General features: G+C 44.9%; 18 protein-coding genes and 1 pseudogene. 5 read left to right on the top strand and 14 right to left on the bottom strand.

Annotation, left to right across the window (positions count from 1 at the left end):
- Positions 1 to 86 precede the first annotated feature (86 nt).
- From MZO41_RS08340 to MZO41_RS08370, 7 genes and pseudogenes are all read right to left on the bottom strand, one after another.
- Entirely contained in the window at positions 87 to 335 is a 249-nt protein-coding gene (locus tag MZO41_RS08340; RefSeq protein ID WP_022637978.1) for an alpha/beta hydrolase, read from the bottom strand.
- Positions 336 to 514: 179 nt separating this feature from the next.
- Positions 515 to 1920: pseudogene (locus MZO41_RS08345) on the bottom strand (FAD-dependent oxidoreductase).
- Between the two features lie 155 nt (positions 1921 to 2075).
- Entirely contained in the window at positions 2076 to 2681 is a 606-nt protein-coding gene (locus MZO41_RS08350) for a response regulator transcription factor (RefSeq protein WP_013355594.1), read from the bottom strand.
- 9 nt (positions 2682 to 2690) lie between these two features.
- Positions 2691 to 3800 (bottom strand): sensor histidine kinase, encoded by a 1110-nt coding sequence (locus MZO41_RS08355; RefSeq protein ID WP_049787991.1) that lies wholly within the window; start codon positions 3798 to 3800, stop codon positions 2691 to 2693.
- Positions 3778 to 4548: an ABC transporter permease gene (locus tag MZO41_RS08360; RefSeq protein WP_003644463.1), complete on the bottom strand. Its 771-nt coding sequence runs from the start codon at positions 4546 to 4548 to the stop codon at positions 3778 to 3780. Before MZO41_RS08360 ends, MZO41_RS08355 begins: the two co-directional genes overlap by 23 nt.
- Entirely contained in the window at positions 4545 to 5432 is an 888-nt protein-coding gene (locus MZO41_RS08365; protein WP_003640656.1) for an ABC transporter ATP-binding protein, read from the bottom strand. The genes MZO41_RS08360 and MZO41_RS08365 overlap by 4 nt, the downstream gene beginning before the upstream one ends.
- 203 nt (positions 5433 to 5635) lie before the next feature.
- Positions 5636 to 5785, bottom strand: a complete 150-nt coding sequence (locus MZO41_RS08370; RefSeq protein WP_003640657.1) for a hypothetical protein — start codon at positions 5783 to 5785, stop codon at positions 5636 to 5638.
- 293 nt (positions 5786 to 6078) lie between these two features.
- Between MZO41_RS08370 and MZO41_RS08375 the strand changes: the two genes are divergently transcribed.
- The 5 genes from MZO41_RS08375 to MZO41_RS08395 all read left to right on the top strand — a co-directional run bounded on the left by MZO41_RS08375 (position 6079) and on the right by MZO41_RS08395 (position 9917).
- Positions 6079 to 6546 (top strand): GNAT family N-acetyltransferase, encoded by a 468-nt coding sequence (locus MZO41_RS08375; RefSeq protein ID WP_003640658.1) that lies wholly within the window; start codon positions 6079 to 6081, stop codon positions 6544 to 6546.
- A 59-nt stretch (positions 6547 to 6605) separates the two neighbouring features.
- On the top strand, positions 6606 to 7043 hold the full coding sequence (locus MZO41_RS08380; RefSeq protein WP_003644466.1) for a MarR family winged helix-turn-helix transcriptional regulator: 438 nt from the start codon (positions 6606 to 6608) through the stop codon (positions 7041 to 7043).
- Entirely contained in the window at positions 7040 to 7708 is a 669-nt protein-coding gene (locus MZO41_RS08385) for a YczE/YyaS/YitT family protein (protein WP_003644467.1), read from the top strand. Before MZO41_RS08380 ends, MZO41_RS08385 begins: the two co-directional genes overlap by 4 nt.
- Positions 7709 to 8251: 543 nt before the next feature.
- Positions 8252 to 9151, top strand: coding sequence for an ABC transporter ATP-binding protein (locus tag MZO41_RS08390; RefSeq protein ID WP_003640665.1), 900 nt, complete (start codon positions 8252 to 8254; stop codon positions 9149 to 9151).
- A gap of 13 nt (positions 9152 to 9164) precedes the next feature.
- A complete protein-coding gene (locus MZO41_RS08395) occupies positions 9165 to 9917 on the top strand; it encodes an ABC transporter permease (RefSeq protein WP_003644468.1) in 753 nt (250 codons plus the stop codon).
- A gap of 72 nt (positions 9918 to 9989) precedes the next feature.
- On the opposite strand, the gene MZO41_RS08400 is transcribed toward MZO41_RS08395, so the two are convergent.
- The 7 genes from MZO41_RS08400 to dnaG form a co-directional block, all read right to left on the bottom strand.
- Positions 9990 to 11048 (bottom strand): ABC transporter permease, encoded by a 1059-nt coding sequence (locus MZO41_RS08400; RefSeq protein ID WP_003644469.1) that lies wholly within the window; start codon positions 11046 to 11048, stop codon positions 9990 to 9992.
- Positions 11045 to 11254: a hypothetical protein gene (locus tag MZO41_RS08405; protein WP_252129672.1), complete on the bottom strand. Its 210-nt coding sequence runs from the start codon at positions 11252 to 11254 to the stop codon at positions 11045 to 11047. Before MZO41_RS08405 ends, MZO41_RS08400 begins: the two co-directional genes overlap by 4 nt.
- Positions 11232 to 12116 carry an ABC transporter permease gene (locus MZO41_RS08410; protein ID WP_252129673.1) on the bottom strand — a complete coding sequence of 295 codons (885 nt, stop codon included), beginning with the start codon at positions 12114 to 12116 and terminating at the stop codon, positions 11232 to 11234. The genes MZO41_RS08405 and MZO41_RS08410 overlap by 23 nt, the downstream gene beginning before the upstream one ends.
- A gap of 1 nt (position 12117) precedes the next feature.
- Positions 12118 to 13011, bottom strand: coding sequence for an ATP-binding cassette domain-containing protein (locus MZO41_RS08415; RefSeq protein ID WP_003640669.1), 894 nt, complete (start codon positions 13009 to 13011; stop codon positions 12118 to 12120).
- Positions 12995 to 13384 carry a GntR family transcriptional regulator gene (locus MZO41_RS08420; protein ID WP_003645984.1) on the bottom strand — a complete coding sequence of 130 codons (390 nt, stop codon included), beginning with the start codon at positions 13382 to 13384 and terminating at the stop codon, positions 12995 to 12997. The genes MZO41_RS08415 and MZO41_RS08420 overlap by 17 nt, the downstream gene beginning before the upstream one ends.
- Positions 13385 to 14142: 758 nt before the next feature.
- Complete coding sequence (gene rpoD, locus MZO41_RS08425; RefSeq protein ID WP_003640674.1) at positions 14143 to 15249, bottom strand: RNA polymerase sigma factor RpoD; 1107 nt, start codon at positions 15247 to 15249, stop codon at positions 14143 to 14145.
- Positions 15250 to 15330: 81 nt separating this feature from the next.
- The gene (dnaG, locus tag MZO41_RS08430) at positions 15331 to 17208 is read right to left on the bottom strand and encodes a DNA primase (protein WP_003645983.1); all 1878 of its coding nucleotides are present in this window, start codon (positions 17206 to 17208) and stop codon (positions 15331 to 15333) included.
- Positions 17209 to 17295 lie beyond the last annotated feature (87 nt).

Here is a 17295-nt window from a genome sequence, read left to right on the forward strand (position 1 = left end):
CGGCTCCAGCCTCAGCCAATTGACCAATCGCCATATTGACTGTCAAACGACGCATTAAAACCTTAAAAGGGCGCTTCAAGAATCCACTACGAATTCTTGAAGCGCCCTTTTTTAAGCCCCATCGCCCGAATAACGCTAGTTGTCACCCCTGCATTTTCAGCCGCTTGTACCATATGTTCCTCAGCGTGATAACTACTACCGCCACCGTGGAAAAATAACGTAGGCGTATTTGACTGTACATACTTCATGCGGCGTTGTTGTGCCATACATCCACTGAGCCCCAGTACTAGCAAAACCACTAGCAACCCCGACAGCCATTTCACTTTTACTTGCATGTCCTGATTCCTACTTTTGACTGGAATCTATTATACAGGGTTCCTGTCAGCGTAAGTCAAGCTTTTTCACCAATTATGGGATGACGAACAGTGCTTTCATCATTTGGATGGCATAAAAACAGACTTGGGCAATGACCCCAAGTCTGTGATTTAATGCGCCTGTGCTGCTTTACGTTAGGTCAATGCTTATCACTACTATTCGACCAGTTACCACGAGCTGTAATTCGTGGTGTTTGATTGCCTCGCTGATATTCTTGTTTGACGGCTAGTTGCCCCACCAAGTTTAAATAGTTGAACGGTTGATTAAAATTCGGCTGAAAGAACATATCCACGTAAGCCAAATCATCAATCGTATTCTGATTTTGAATCATCACTGAAATCGTGTTCGCGGCTTGAGCAATGTGTGGCGGCTCCAGAACTGCGCGCCGAGAAGCTGTCTATCTTGATAATTATAAACTAATTCTATCGTGACTTTCGCCGTAGTCGGCATATAAGCTGGCCGCCAATCGCCTTGATAGACAACATGTCGTACTGGTAACTTCCGTTTTTGCGCTGCCACATAGGTTAAGCCAGTCGTGGCCATGGTGTGATCAAATATTTGCATGGCCGAAGTAGCCTGCGTTCCCATATAGGGCTGTAAATCTCCGAAAACATTGATGCCCGCTAGCGCCCCTTGTCGCAATGCGTTGGTCGCCAACGGTGTATACGCCGGCTGTCCCGTGGGATTATAATTGACCACACAGGCATCCCCAGCCGCATAAATATCCGGGTCAGAGGTTTGAACATAATCATTGATCAAGATAGCCCCATGGCGGTCCATGGCGACCTGTCCGCGCAACAACTCTGTATTCGGTATAAAGCCAGCACAAACGACGGCCAGATCAACCTCATAATCGCCTTGCGCGGTCTCAACGACTAACTGATCATTCGAACCGCTCGTGAACCCAGTCACCCGTTCATTTAGGTGGACATCGACCTGGTGATGTTGTAAGAGTTTAATGGCAGCATCCGCCATCTTGGGACCAAGATAATTATTCAAAATATGTGAATGCGAATGAAATAACATGACTTGTTGATCCATACTAGCATAGCTTTCCGCTAACTCGGTCCCCATATATCCGGCCCCAACAATTGCAACGCGTTGGTTTGCCTGTAGGGATTGGTAAAGTTGTTCCGCCTGCGCGTAGTTTTTGCAAAGTAATACTTTCTCATGATCAATACCCATAATTGGTGGCACAACAACTGATGAACCAGTTGCCATAATCAGCTTATCATAAGTATCATCAAAGACCTCACCAGTCTGCATATTGGCGACCTGCACCGTTTTATGGGCCGTATCAATTCGTAAAACATTATGGTGAGTCTTAATTTGAGCACCTAACTGTTTCAAGTCAGCTGGCGACGTATAAAACATGTCTTCCAAGTGCCGGATGATACCTGTTAAATACAAATAAATCCCACTCGAAACAAACGCAACGTTATCATTCCGCTCGTAAATCGTCACCGCCGTCTCCGGATGACGTGTTAAAATTTCGCGTGCCGCTGCCGTACCAGCATGGGTACTACCGATGATCATTACTTTCATCTTACCGGATCTTCCATTCTTTCAGATTTGCCACGTAATTAGTAATCGGGCTCAACATTAACCACCATTCAATTAATTATATCGCGCACCAAATCATTTGTATATGCACTGATAGAAATAAACCTGGTTTAGTCCTCGTCTAAACAGCGCTTGCTTTACAACCATTGGTTAGCCTTCGCCACGTGAATCGCTTCTAATCGATTGTGGACCCCCAGTTTACTAAAAATAGCAGATAAGTAATTGCGGGTCGTCCCCGCTGACAAGTATAAATTGGCCGCAATCGTCTTCGTGGGTAACCCCTTCTCAGCCTCGACCAAAACTGCTAGTTCCCGTTCGGTCAATGGATTGTTGTCTGCTGACAACATATTCGTGACTAGCTCGGGCGCATAGATGGTGCGGCCGGTCATCACAGCTCGAATTGCATCAATTAGGTCATCACTCGGACTATCTTTTAACAAATATCCCGCGACATTGGCTTTAACTGCTCGTTCAAAATAACGGCGTTGCGCAAAGGTCGTCAAAACAATTACTTTCGTGGCTAGCTGCGAACCGGCCAATCGATCAGCAACATCCAAGCCGGTCATCCCTGGCATTTCGATATCCAGAATTGCGACATCTGGTTGCAATTCTTGCAACTCCTGCCAGGCGTTTATGCCGTCTACTGCGCTACCCACCACGTGTAGATCATCTTCTAATTCCAGTAATTGGGTCAAGGCAGAATTCAACATACTTTGGTCTTCTGCTAAGTATAAAGTTATCATGCTGGCTCACTACTCCTTTGGTAAAGTTAAAATCAACTGGGTGCCGCGCCGACTACTCGTGATGGCAAAGGTGCCCTTTTTAGCTTGCAAGCGGGTTCGCATCCCGGCAATCCCGTTGGCGCCCTGACGCATCAAGGTTCCACCTTTACCGTCATCTTTCAGCTTAATCTGATAAATTTTTGCCGTCTCGACAAAATCAATCCGCACCTCGTGCGCGTGTGCGTGGCGCATCACATTGGTCATGGCTTCAACTAACACCGCCGCAAAACAACTTTGGACCGTTGTCGGCCACTTGGTTGCCTGTGTCTCACCAGTGGTCGTCGTCCAGACACCAACCACTGCTAGATTACGAGTTTGGGCCAATAGGACTTCTGTGAGCGATTGTTCATGCAAATTATTGACGATTTCGCGAACTAACTGTAAATTTTGGCGACTGGTTTGTTCGATTTCGTCCAATTCTGGTGCCACTTTCTCCGGTGCTTTGACGAGTAATTTTTTAGCTAATTCCGTTTTGAGTGTAATCATTGAAAAGCTTTGTCCAAGGGTATCGTGCAAGTCACGCGCGATTCGTTCACGCTCGTTACGTTCCACAATTGTTTTTAATCGGCGGTTAGTTTGGTTGAGTTGGCGCTGTCGTTCAACTGACCGCGAAAAGGTATACGCGAGTATGGGTGATAACAATGGAAAAACTAAGCCCATCATGTCACCATTATGCCACCCAAACACACCAGGATATTGTAAATAGTCTCGTATACAGCCACCAATTAAAAAGGCATAATACCCTAAAGCAAAACCATAAAATTCTCGTTTAGGACGACGACCAAGTAAAAAGCTCACTTGCCAGCCGGGAAAGATGATCATAAAATTGTTAGCCGCAAATACCGCAAACAGTCCCGTCACAACTAACTCCGCCGGCATCGTCACTGCACGCCAATGCGGCTTCTCAACAACCAAGATGTACAATACAAGAAAGCCACCAACTAACATTAGCCAAAACCAATCATGCCAAGATTTAACGGGTATATAAGCCGCAATTGTATACGGCAAATAGGCGAGCCACACGTAGCTCGTCCATTCAATCGTCTTCAATTTATTTTTATGATGCGTCAACAACGCCATTCCCCCGTTTAAGTACCCGCTGAATCACCCAACTAACAATCACTAATAGGCCGCACACCCACAGCCCGATACCAAGCAAATCGATTAATTTTAGTGTACCATGGGTGCCCCAGTTGACCAACAAATCGTTCACATAATATGTTGGCAGTCGTTTACCAATCACCTGTAGCCAGCTTGGTAATAGGCTAATGGGCCACCATAGACCACTAATAATGGCCATTGGAAAGGTAATTAAATTACTAGCGACACTCAACGTTTCGGCACGATTCAAAAATGAGAGTCCAACGCCCATAAGCAATGTCGGCAATTGACCAATCAGGGCAATTCCAAGTATCCCTAGCCATTGAAACACGGTTAAATCAACGTGGTTCACAACGACCGCAAGCGCGCCTAAAATAACGACCGTTAACGCATTCATTCCCAAACTCATCATGCCAATCGAACGATAGTACGGTACTACCCCGTGTGGCGTTAACCGTAGCCACCGTAATAGTCCCCGTTCCCGATCATGCATTAGAATCTGGGCAATACTGAACAGCGTACTGATCGTCCCACTATAAACGATCATACTGCCCATATAAGACCGATTAAAAAGTGCGATTTGAGCCGTTGTGCCACCGGTAACCATTACTTTTGTAAATAACAAGTAAAAAGCTGCTGGCATCACCAAGGCAAAAAACTGAAACGCTGCGTTTCGAATAATCAAACGCCGTGCATCAAATCTCAGTTGAGCCATTAAAATTTTCATGCTGAGACTCCCTTCGTCAGATGAACAAAAATATCCGTCAATGATTCACGACTAATTGAGACTTGATGCAACTCACTGATTATGGGCATCATCGCTTGCAGCGTAGCGTCACCGTCTTCACTACTCATGCGTAGTTCGTCGCCTTGCTTAGTAACCGCAGTTACTGCCGTTAAATTTGTAAACCGATCCGCTGGCAGTCTCGTTTGGCAACGAATCTCCACTTGTTGATATTGTTTTTGCAACACGGCAAACGAGCCTTGAAAGACAAAGCGCCCGTCCTTCAGCAACATAATTCGATCAGCGATGGCTTCAATCTCCGGTAGGTAATGACTGGTAATGATAATGGTTTTACCAGCGGCCTTCAAGCGCCTAATCTGTTGCCAAAATGTCTGTTGCGCATTGGTATCCATGCCAACGGTCGGCTCGTCTAAAAATAACAAATCGGGATCACCTACCAGTGCCAAAGCAAAGGTGACTCGTCGTAACTGTCCTCCAGATAACGCCGTCAAGCGTTGCTGGGCTATGTCTTGTAGTTTCAAGGTGGCTAATAATGCTTGCCAATCAAATTCAGGCAGACGTTGAGCCGCAGCTAGCCTTAACATATCACGCACCGTCACGCCTTGAATTGCCATATCACCCTGCATCATTGACCCAATCTTTAATCGCGCCGCCAGGCTACCGGCCGCTTGCCCGAACACCTTGAGATGGCCCTGCTGAACTCGTTTGATTCCTAATAACAAATTTAACAACGTCGTTTTGCCGGCCCCATTTTCACCAATCAAGCCAACAATCTCGCCCGGCATGATCGTCATATTAATATCAGTCAAAACTGACTGTTGACCATAACTAAATGCGACCTTAGTTGCTTCAATCAACGGTGTCATTATCCCCGCCTCCTTTAATGACTATAGTGTACGCCAGCGTAATCGGGTCGAGTAGTCGCGTTTGTCATAATGATCAGGTGACAAATGTCATTATTTCAACAGTATTGATAAGTTAGCATAATTCTTTAGAAAATAACCCAGACAAAAAGTGAGCTTCTGGATTTACATCAAAAGCTCATTTGAATCACAATTAATAACGCTAGTTACCGTGCTTTCAATACCCAATGTGCCAATTGCGAAACGATAACGATTCCAATAACACCAATGATACGCAAACTCAATGGCAGTGTTCGACCATAAATGAGCCAGGCAGCTAACACCAGTAATTCACCGCCAAAAATTACAAATTTCATTCCAACACATCCAATCCACTTTTCGCTAGTATACGAGCCAGCCAATACAATGTCGATTGATCTGCCATTCCTAACTGAGGGTGGTCGCTGATTAACTGTGATTTCACTTCGTTTAGTTGTTACTCGCCTACGTATGTATGTCTTTAATCCGCCATTCTCCAGTTGGAAAATGATTAGTCCATCAAAAGTTCAATACATTCAAAGGTCATTCCAACCGTTAAATTAGTTTTGGCACTGACACCGGCTCTTATGTTAAACTTAATCAATCACAACGAAAATAAGGAGGTCGACCATTGTTAATTAAGTCTTTCCCGCCTGCCGAGCGAACACCGCAATTGATTAGCCAATTAACTCAACTCTGGCGACAGTCCGTCGACGCCAGTCACCACTTTCTAACGCCCGCTGAAATCACAACCATTGAGCACGAAGTCCCCACAGCATTACGAACCGTTCCACAACTGCTCGTTGCAGTGGATGATCAAAATACCCCAACTGGTTTCATCGGTATTGATGGTTCACTAGTAGCCATGCTTTTTATCGCCCCAGCCGCTAGTGGCGCTGGTATTGGAACCGCCTTACTGCAAACTAGTATTCAGGATTATGGTGCCACAACGCTTACAGTGAATGAACAAAACCCACGGGCGCGTCAATTTTATGAACACCGTGGTTTCCAAGTCACTAATCGCCAACCAACTGATGATCAGGGCCGTCCATATCCACTATTAACTATGACTTACAACTGTGACCCATTAAACGACTGACTTGACAAGGTCGTTTTTTTTATAAATAATGGACTTGTCCACTATTTATAAAAAAAGGAGTGCTGACTATCGAGTATTTTAGTCTAACTAAATATATTGCGGGTATTTACCGCGAATCCAAAAACAGCATCAACACCCAACTACAGGCGCTGAACATTCGGGCGACCGAAAGTGACTTATTACTGGTTGTTTACGATCACCCGGCCCAAACTCAAAAGGACTTGGCTGCCAGTCTGATGCTCGATCCTAGTTTATTAGCTCGAACTGTTCGTCAACTTGAGCAACGCCAACTCGTCATCCGGTTTCGTGATCCTGCCGATCAGCGTAGTCTACGAATTAACTTGACACCGGCTGGTGAACAAATTGCTATCGCCATTAAGAAAACATTGATTGACTGGTGGCATGACTTCTTCGCTGCTCATCCAGAAGTCAACGAGCAAGTGTTTACGAACCAATTACAACAAGTTTACCTCGCCTTACAAGAGAAAAGAGATTGAAATCGTCATTGAAAAAATTCATTAAACACTTTGGAGTCCTCGTAATTGGTATCCTGTGCATGTCAGCTGGCGTCGCACTCTCTAAATTATCCTTATTAGGAACGTCCCCAATTTCAAGTATTCCGAATGTCATTAGCAATATTACGGCAATTCCAATTGGCCAGTTGACAATTGCTTTTATTTTCATTTTAGTTCTACTAGAAGCCATCGTTTTGCGCCGGCAGTTCTCCTGGCAAAACTTATTACAATTAATTCCGGGTAGCCTGTTCGGTTGGTTCATCGATGCTTTTGTGCGGTTTTTCCATAGTCTTCCTAATCAAACATACATCGAGCAACTCGGACTTGTCTTAATGGGAACGGTGCTCTTATCGTTAGGTGTCTTTTTAGAAGTCAATTCACACGCCATTATCATGCCTGGTGAAGGACTTCCGAACGCCATCGCACTGATGCATCAACTCAAGTTTGCCAAAGTCAAAGTTTATAATGATTTCATTCTGATTGGCATTTCACTAGTCCTGGCACTCAGCTTTACTCATTCTTTAGCGGGGGTTCGGGAAGGTACCCTCATTGCAGCCTTTTTAACTGGGCGACTCGTAAATTTCTTTACCGAACATGCAAATCGATTTGTTGATTGGATGACACCAGCCGCTGACGCGAACAACTAATTTCCAGAATTATCAAATAAAAACACGGTCACTGGCTAGTGATCGTGTTTTTTGGCTTGTGTTCACGCCAATTCGTTAGTCTACCAGTGCCCGAATTTTTTCAGCCACTAATGCAGGTGAACATTGGTGACTGGTAAGCCACTCAAATGGCCGCCTAACTTGGTACAATTATTTATTGAATATTTTGACCTGGCACTGCAATTAAAACTTAAGTTATCATCGATTATCTTTAGATATTGTCCTATTAATACTGGTGAATCCGAGTACCATCACGACTGAAAGTTGGCGCGGTAAGAATCCACCGAAAATTGGTGCAAACTCAAACTGTTTCCGGTTGATCCAAGCCGGCAGTTGCTGAATTTTAAAATCAAGACGCTTTAACCATAGTTATTGCTAAATAATAACGAGTACAACAAGTAATAATTAAGATTATATTAAATAGTGTAATACCACACTATTACTCTATGATTAATAGTATACTTTGTTTGTAAAATACCTTGAAGTGGTTATTATTAGCCGCTTAAGGTTTAGGGGGATTCCAATATGAACACACCACTACTGACCGTCACGCAATTAAATCAATACTTCAGTCACCAGCACATTTTAAAAGCCCTGACCTTCACCATTCAAAAGGGGCATATCGTCGCCTTAGTTGGTGCAAATGGTGCTGGCAAAACGACACTGATGAAATCAATCTTAGGGCTCACTTCCTTTACTGGTCAGATTTATTTAAATGGTCAGTCAATTACGCCATGCCATCACCAAGCTTTAAGCGCTGTGGGCGCCCTAATTGAATATCCCGGACTCTACCCATTCTTGACTGGCCGGCAACAACTCTCACTGTTCGCAACCGGTGCCAATCGTACAGCACGCGTTACCAAAATCATTGAAGCACTTAGCATGCAAGCATTTGCCGATATACTAACGAAACACTACTCACTCGGTATGCGGCAAAAATTGGGTGTAGCCTTGGCTTTGCTCAATCAGCCCGCACTAGTCATCTTAGATGAACCCATGAATGGTCTTGATCCACAGGCCACAAAAGAATTACGCGATTTAATTTTATGGGCGCAAGCTCAAGGCACCACCTTTTTAATTTCAAGTCATCTCCTGAGTGAACTGCAACGGGTCGCCAATGACGTCTTAGTTCTTGATCACGGGCAACTGATCGCCAATATGAGCATGCCAGCGTTTCTTGCCCAACAGCGCCCCACTTATGAATTAGTAACTAATCAAGATCAACGGGCTTATCAGCTATTGCGTTCTGCTGGATACCACCTAGTTGCAGCAACACCAATTCGTGTCTTAATAACGCCCGGATTTCAGCTTAATCCATTACTGCAACTACTTTTGACCAATCAGATTCAGTTACAGCGGATTCAACCCCACACTGAAGACTTAGAATCATCCTTATTAACCATGCTGAAAACGGTCAACCACTAAGGAGGTCAATCTAATGTTCACATTGTTACGACAAGAAAATCGAAAATTAATGCACTATCGTGTGATTCAACTGTTTATTCCATTTATAATGATTTTTCAATTCATAATTGCGATATATGCCGCTCACTACCCACAGCTACTAACGCCATATGATGCATTTGTAAACAACGACTACGGCTTTATTCCGATACTATTTTTGACAATCACAATTGGCAGCACTTATTTAACGAATGAACGGCAAAATGGCACGTTACGAGCGCTACTTTATCGCAGTTATTCGCGGACCCAAGTCTTAGTCAGCAAATGGCTCACGATACTCGGTCTGATGATTGGCTTATCTGGCTTTAGCACCCTCATGAGTCTCGGACTGAAGTTGAGCTTCTTTCGGCGCTTACCTAATTACGGTACAATTTGGCACACTTGGGGTCTGAACATGCTATCAACAGGACTGACCCTACTATTTTTAATGAGTGTCGTCTTACTATTGGGCACCCTATTCACCAGTTCAACACCAGCCATTCTGACCGGCATCATTGGGTACTTTATTGTGACCATTTTCAATCAACTTTGTTTTTATTTATACGCCAAAGTCAGCTGGTTAAAGTGGAATCCGCTCAACATGATCAATCTAGGCGAGCAAATCCAAACACCACAGCTACAACAATTAACCCGACTAAATCTATCCACGCTGACGATTGGTTATATCGCCTATCTACTGTTATTCTTAACACTTGCCAACTATTCTTTTCAAACTCGTAACGTTTAAAAGCATCCAGTCGGTCAAATAAGATTACTAACCAGCTGGATGCTTTATCGATTAATTGTTAATTTCATCATATTAGCGTAACTGGCGCACAACTTGCCAAAAATAACGACTCCAGCGTGGTTGATAAATCCAAGCAATCAGACCAATTAATGTTGCTGACCAAACTACTGCTACATATGACCAACTCGTCTGTGGTGCCAGCATAACGTCGGTAATCAATTTAGTCAGTATGATGCTCAACCCTATCAGCATTGGTACCCGCCAAGCCGGTAACAAAATCGCTTGGTGGTTACGTTCCGTGATTTGCTGGGCGCTCAAATACCGACCAAGTATCCCGCCCAAGCCCCAGACTAGACATCCAATTGCGATACCCAACAACCAGTGTTGATTGAGGAACGCCAACAAATAATTACCAGGTTGGCCGAATGACCGTATCAATACAAACCAACTGATTGGTTTAACGATTGCATAGCCGACGAGCATTGCCATTACCAGGTTAGGCGTGACCAATAACACTAATGCAGAAGCGGTCATCAAAATCAGTGCAACGAGCGTGGTACTGATTACATTGCCGCCCCAGACCCACCAATTGAATTGCGCGAAATAAATTCCGGGAATATTCTGTACCAGCACCAGCAGAACCATTAATTTCGCCAAACTATACGCAATGATCGTCGTTAAACTATAGCTCAAAAACGTCGCACCAAAAATAGCTGCTCGGCGAAATCCTAAGCTCTGTAACCACTCATTCTGATGCCGGTAACGTGGAATGGCAATGAGTGCTATGCCCACTAAAATACTGATTCCCCATAGAAAATCATTTGGTTCAACATTACTCCCAACGCGCAAATTCGCCAATAATCCCCGCCGATCAGCATGATAAACTTGTAAATATTGATTCAAGTACTGCTGTTTCGAAGGTGCTACTAAGCCATCTACATCCTGATACTGTTGCCGCCGGTGGTCGTATTTAAGACCTGAAATTAGCATGTCATGATTCTGATCTAGCATTTGCCAGTGTTGATTCATTCTGAAGCCAGTCCACGCCCCCAGTGCTATAAACAAAATCAGCATACCAATGAGAAGTGGCGCATGCTGCCAAATAATCAAGTGCCCCAATTTTTTATTCATCTCACAACTTCCCCCAGTTGATGGTAACGACGGCCAGCACGATAGACGAGCATTGCCATCATAGTCAGCACGATTCCGACCAATTCATACCACGGCGCAATTGTTCCCATCAAAGGCAGTAGTAGGATGTCCCCAAGTGTTGAGCCAATACTCAAACTAATCAAAGCACTGGCGATAACCCCATTAAATAGCGATTGTTGCCGCAATTGTGGTGATATCCGCTGACCATTGACGACAGGCCATCCAAGTTAATCCTAGTAGCATCAGCAAGCCCACTAATGCCATGATTGCCGCTACCCCGTAGTGAACATGTAACCAGATACTAGGCAACGACTGAATGTGAAACCACCGCAACCACATATTTGTCCGCGTTAACATTCCCGACGCCCAACGCCAGGTCAGAGTGCTGATCAGGATTGCTAACCATAACCGCTGATTAAAGCTCCCCACCAGCCAAGCAAGCATAATTAGGCACCCACTGACCATCGTCACTGCCACACTACTTCCCAAGAGGGCGGCCCCGTTACGGTATTGCTGATAAACTTGGGGGATTGCAGCCGTGATCCAGCCATAATAAATCACTTGACTTACAAAAACGGTGACCATTAATAGCAGCCCGAGCCGCAGCTGTTGCCACCAAATTTGCCAACGCGTAACACCTAAACTAGCCATAAACTCGAAGCGGTGTGTGCGACGACCCCAGAATGCAAGCAGCAAACCGCTGACGAGTCCCAAAACATAATACAAACGGTTGGGTTGTTGGGCCCGCACTGCCTGATTGGGATCCGTAGAAGTGTATTCGCCAGGCCAAAAAAACTGGTCAAGATGTTCATAATAAACATGCAGGCTAACCGCCGGACGACCGGCAACTTTATAGTCTTTCGGGTGTTTAACAAAATCCGCAGCGTTGATCCGTTCACCACGTACACTCCGGGCATGTTCCACCTGCCAAGTATGTGTCACATTAATTGCCATTAATAAGCTCACTAACAGACACGTTGCCGTCACAAGTCGCACCCAAGGCCGATTTTGTTGCCACCATAACCGTCTCAATTTTACAGTTGCCATTCTACACACCACCCCAAACAGCTTGCCGGTCGCCCAATTTAACTCGGAAAACATCTGTAATGGTCAACGGCTGGACGGCCATCATCAATGGTTGATTTTGTTGGAGCGCTGTCTCAATTGTCGGCGTGTAGTCCGCAAAGTACACTTCTAAGACCCGACCGTAAACTTTAATCAGCTGCCCATGCTCTTTCACAACCGCTGGTATATGCTTATCTGCAAAAACAAGCTGAAACTTGCGGGCCGTTGCCCGTAAACTTTCTAGGTCGTAATCAGCAACTAATTCATGATGTTGCAAAAACAGCACTTGGTCGCATAAACCGTCAAGTTCATCAAGATTATGTGATGAAATCAAGAAACTGACGCCGTGTTCGGCGACCTCCTCAACCATATAGGCTACAATCCGCTCGCGCACGATGATATCCAAACCATCAAACGGCTCATCCAAAATAATATATGGCACGTGACTCGCTAACGCTAGCAAGATTTGAAATAACATCTGCTGACCCTTTGATAACCGCTGGTAGTAGCTTTTGGTTGATAAATGCTCGGCCGCTAATAACGCTGTTAGTTGCGATTGGTCAAAGTCATCGTAAGCCAACGCGTATGTCGTTATGATCTGTCGCAACCGTTGACCACCAAAAAAGTGACGTTGTGTATCAATATAAAATAATTTTTGCCGACAGTATGGTTGCTGCAAAGTCGACTGCCCCTCAATCACTAATTCGCCTTCGTCCGCCAAATAGTGATCAGCCATCGTCCGAAAGAGCGTCGTCTTTCCAACGCCGTTCCGCCCGACCAACCCAACGATTCGACCTGGCTGCCAAGTAAAAGTAATCCCCCTTAATATTTCACGATTATCAATCCGCTTACTTAATGCTTTAACTTGGATACTCATCCCGTGACTCCCCCTTTTGATAAGCCGTGGTCACCCACGCCTGAACTTGCTGCGCACTGATTCCTAAAAATTGTGCTTCCGTTAACAGTGATTGTAAGCGCGTCTGAAGATCATCAACCGCATTCGAATCAGTTGCAATCTGACTCGATTCACTCACAAACGTCCCCCGACCTTTTACAGTATACACGGCTCGCTGATGCTCCAAGATTTGATAAGCCTTACTGACCGTGTTCGGATTAAGGTGCATTTCTGACGCCATTGCTCGAATTGAAGGCAATTGATCCCCTGGTCGTAAGACTTCCTGAACGATCTGCTGCTTAATCTGCATAACTAACTGTTCGTAATACGGTGCCCCATTAGTTGCAAACGGCATTTTATCACCTCGGTATTGTGTACTACGTGTATTACTACAACTAGTACACTAACACACTAATTTGAGTTTGACAACTCAACAATCATATTCCTGGCACAAAATGATTACCTCAAACGTGAGTGCGACATCATTACAGTATGCCAAATTACTGAAAAGAGTCTTAAATTTGGTTGCCAGTTCATCAGTGCTTGTTCATCCTATTCCGACCTCCGGGACCCCTGCTCGCATGACAGATGAACAGCCACTCAACTTAGTGCAATTGGTCGCCGAATTCAATTACTGCTTGGAACATTGAACAAACGTTAATGTGGTCTCAGTTGTTTGGAATCTCAGTCATAATATGGTGACTGAGAATTAATGAACGAATCACAGTTCGATTATCAAACTGACAGTTACTGATAAAATTGCTGTCTCTAAAATAGCAACGACCAAGCCAGCAAAAGTTGGGGACATCCCTGTCAGCCATTCGAATACCTTCCCAACTGGAAGGCATTTCGGCCAATGCTCAGCACTGCCAGAGTGTGTGGTTCAGACGGCTTGAGACTGAGGATTAGCCCAACTAAGGCGTTGAGCGGTAAACTCATCGCGTCGCTACCCGGAAGGCTCATCGGACCCGAACACGTTTCGTCAATATGGCATTAAGACGTGGGTTGCGGCTTAAATCAGTGTCCACCACGTTTTAACATTTACATAAGCAAAAAAAAACGCCTGACCAATCAGCACCTTTAGCTGGTTAGTCAGACGTCATCATCTGGTGATTATTCCAAGAAATCTTTTAACTGTTTACTACGTGATGGGTGGCGTAACTTCCGTAGCGCCTTGGCTTCGATTTGGCGGATCCGTTCACGGGTCACACCGAAGACTTTTCCAACTTCTTCCAGTGTCCGGGTCCGACCATCATCAAGTCCGAACCGTAAGCGTAAGACGTTTTCTTCCCGGTCCGTCAAGGTATCAAGGACACCTTCCAGTTGTTCTTTCAACAATTCATAAGCCGCGGCATCCGCTGGTGAGGTTGCGTCTTGGTCTTCGATGAAGTCACCTAAGTGTGAATCGTCCTCTTCACCAATTGGCGTTTCCAATGAAACGGGTTCTTGTGCGATCTTCAAGATTTCACGAACCTTTTCCGTTGGCATGTCCATTTCAGCCCCAATTTCTTCAGGAGTTGGTTCGCGCCCTAAATCTTGTAACAGTTGCCGTTGAATTCGAATTAATTTGTTAATAGTTTCGACCATGTGCACTGGAATCCGAATGGTCCGCGCTTGGTCAGCAATTGCCCGCGTAATTGCTTGGCGAATCCACCAAGTCGCGTACGTTGAGAACTTGAATCCTTTACGGTAATCAAACTTTTCAACGGCCTTCATTAGCCCCATGTTACCTTCTTGAATCAAATCAAGGAATTGCATTCCCCGACCCACGTAACGTTTGGCAATCGAAACGACCAACCGTAAGTTGGCTTCGGCTAATTCTTGCTTGGCAGATTCATCACCTTGTTCGATTCGGAGTGCTAAAGCGACTTCTTCGTCAGCCGTTAATAAGTCGACACGACCAATTTCTTTCAAATACATCCGCACGGGATCATTGATTTTAATTCCAGAAGCCGAGCCAGCATCACTAAGTTCCTTCTTAGAAACTTTTTTGACACTTTTGACCGCTCGAGCATCAGGATCACCTTTTTCATCAACAACACTAATCCCAGCATCTTCAACCTTTTGTAATAATTTATCAATGCCACTAGCATCTAGTTTGTAAGGCGCTGCTAATTTATCTGATAATTCATCATATTGAATGCTACCAGTTTTCTTATATTCCTTAATTAATGCTTTAACGGCTTTGTCGTATTCCGTCGTTGCTTTTGCCTTTGCCATGTAGTAGCCTCCTATTTAGTATGCATCTACCAGCTGATCGGTTGCAATACCGAGCCAACTTTAAGTATATCATTTTCACGCCTAGTTATCAGCTCGTTGGACCTGCTGTTGTTGCCGATATAGGTCAATTAATGCCAACGTTAACTGCTGAACCAAATCACGATTACCGATCTGCTTGGCTGCCGTTAACTCGGCCTTCTTACTGTTGATTTGTTCTACCAGCGGCTGTTGATTCATGATCACATTGACTAGATCAGCAATCTCTTCCTTGGAAGATTCATTGGCCACGTCCATAAATTCCAAACTCGTGACGACAGGCTGTAAATCTGAATCCGTCATAAAATCCGTAAAGTTGCCCAAATCAAATTGATTATGCGTTTTAAAATAAGCCTCCGCATACACCAAGATTTGTTGATACGAATCATGAACAAAATGAAAACCAGCAATCGCCATCACCCGTAACCAAACATCGTGGTCATTCAACAAACGGTACAGTAACAACCGCTCCGCTTTCTCTACCCGACTTAACGGACCACTGTTCGTACTGCCATCCACCGTGGCTGGGGGTGGCCCTAGCGGCGCAGGTGCTGGTGGCGGAGCTACTTGCGGTTCATCCGAGTGACCACCACGTCGAACGGCCTGCTGACCGACCAGTGATCGTAACTGTTGCTTTAAATCATCCTTATCAAGATCAAACTCCGCCACTAATTGGTTTAAATATAAATCCTGTTCGACACTAGAGGACAGTTGTGCTAATTGTTGCAAAACCGCCTGTAAATAAGTCAATTGATCGGGCGTGTTTTGCAAGTTCAAATCATGTTTTAAATACTGCATTTCAAATGCAGTGGGCGTTTGCTTACCATCTTCAAATACTTGGACAAACTTCTCCTGCCCCTGAGCACGCAAATACTCGTCGGGATCCATCCCATCAGGCATTTGGATTACACCCAGATTAAGGCGACTGTTACCACCTAGCAATTTCAGAGCACGATCAGTCGCCTTTTGCCCCGGCATATCGCTATCGTAACAGACATATAAGGTGTCGGTAACGCGCTCAAGCATGTAAATCTGCTCATCAGTTAAGCTCGTCCCCATTGATGCGACCCCGTTCTGAATACCAGAACGATAAGCCGCAATCACATCCATAAAGCCTTCAAACAGCACCACCGACTTTTGTTGTCGAATGGGGCCCCGTGCTAAGTCAAAGTTAAATAATACTGAACGCTTGTTGAACAGCTTCGTTTCCGGACTATTCAAATACTTAGGTTCATTAGGTGATTTTTTGAGGATTCGACCTGAGAAAGCAATCACCCGACCACTCGCGTCTTTAATCGGAAACAAGACCCGGTCAACGAAGCGATCACGTAAGTCACCCGCTTGATTTTCAATGAACAGTCCCGACTGCCGTAGTAGTTGGTAGTCGGTCTGGTGTTCTTTAAAAAAATCTAACAAGAGCTGATTAGCAGGTGCATAGCCGATACCAAACGTTTTAATCGTCTCATCATCCAGCCCGCGCTCGTGCAAGTACTTAAGCGCCGGTTCACCCAGTTCAGTATTCACTAAAATATGTTGATACATCTTAGCGCTATCCGCGTACAACTTTAACAGATCGGCTTGTTGCTGATCCTTAGGTGCGGCCGGTTGTGACTGCGCCGTATAGCTCGCCGGCAAGTCAATGTGCCCAAAATCGGCCACCTTGACGACTGCTTCCGGAAAAGACAAGTTTTCGAGATCCATAATGAAGCTGAACACATTGCCCCCACGGCCACAGCTAAAACAGTGAAAAATCTGCTTTTGCTCATTGACCGAAAAGGATGGCGTGCGCTCTTCGTGAAAGGGACACAGGCCAAATAAATTCTTACCAGCCTTCTTCAACTGAACGTATTGTCCAATAAAATCCGCAATGTTGACTGCTGAGCGGACTTGCTCAACCTTTTCCTCGGGAATTCGATTGGCCACTTTGCCACCCCATTTCTACTAACTAAAGTCTGACAAACCAACCAAATCATTGCCGCAATCAAAAGCCGCATCACGAAATTTGGATGC

The organism is Lactiplantibacillus sp. C232 (genome assembly GCF_023806725.1).
GTDB classification, from domain to species: Bacteria; Bacillota; Bacilli; order Lactobacillales; family Lactobacillaceae; genus Lactiplantibacillus; species Lactiplantibacillus plantarum.

Bases quoted from the DNA above. Each gene is read 5' to 3' on its own strand.
- MZO41_RS08415 (WP_003640669.1), bottom strand. From the start codon at position 13,011: ATGAGTATCCAAGTTAAAGCATTAAGTAAGCGGATTGATAATCGTGAA.
- MZO41_RS08365 (WP_003640656.1), bottom strand. From the start codon at position 5,432: ATGACACCGTTGATTGAAGCAACTAAGGTCGCATTTAGTTATGGTCAA.
- MZO41_RS08350 (WP_013355594.1), bottom strand. From the start codon at position 2,681: ATGATAACTTTATACTTAGCAGAAGACCAAAGTATGTTGAATTCTGCC.
- MZO41_RS08390 (WP_003640665.1), top strand. From the start codon at position 8,252: ATGAACACACCACTACTGACCGTCACGCAATTAAATCAATACTTCAGT.
- MZO41_RS08400 (WP_003644469.1), bottom strand. From the start codon at position 11,048: ATGAATAAAAAATTGGGGCACTTGATTATTTGGCAGCATGCGCCACTT.
- MZO41_RS08360 (WP_003644463.1), bottom strand. From the start codon at position 4,548: ATGAAAATTTTAATGGCTCAACTGAGATTTGATGCACGGCGTTTGATT.
- MZO41_RS08420 (WP_003645984.1), bottom strand. From the start codon at position 13,384: ATGCCGTTTGCAACTAATGGGGCACCGTATTACGAACAGTTAGTTATG.
- MZO41_RS08395 (WP_003644468.1), top strand. From the start codon at position 9,165: ATGTTCACATTGTTACGACAAGAAAATCGAAAATTAATGCACTATCGT.
- MZO41_RS08410 (WP_252129673.1), bottom strand. From the start codon at position 12,116: ATGGCAACTGTAAAATTGAGACGGTTATGGTGGCAACAAAATCGGCCT.
- rpoD (WP_003640674.1), bottom strand. From the start codon at position 15,249: ATGGCAAAGGCAAAAGCAACGACGGAATACGACAAAGCCGTTAAAGCA.
- MZO41_RS08370 (WP_003640657.1), bottom strand. From the start codon at position 5,785: ATGAAATTTGTAATTTTTGGCGGTGAATTACTGGTGTTAGCTGCCTGG.
- MZO41_RS08355 (WP_049787991.1), bottom strand. From the start codon at position 3,800: ATGGCGTTGTTGACGCATCATAAAAATAAATTGAAGACGATTGAATGG.
- MZO41_RS08340 (WP_022637978.1), bottom strand. From the start codon at position 335: ATGCAAGTAAAAGTGAAATGGCTGTCGGGGTTGCTAGTGGTTTTGCTA.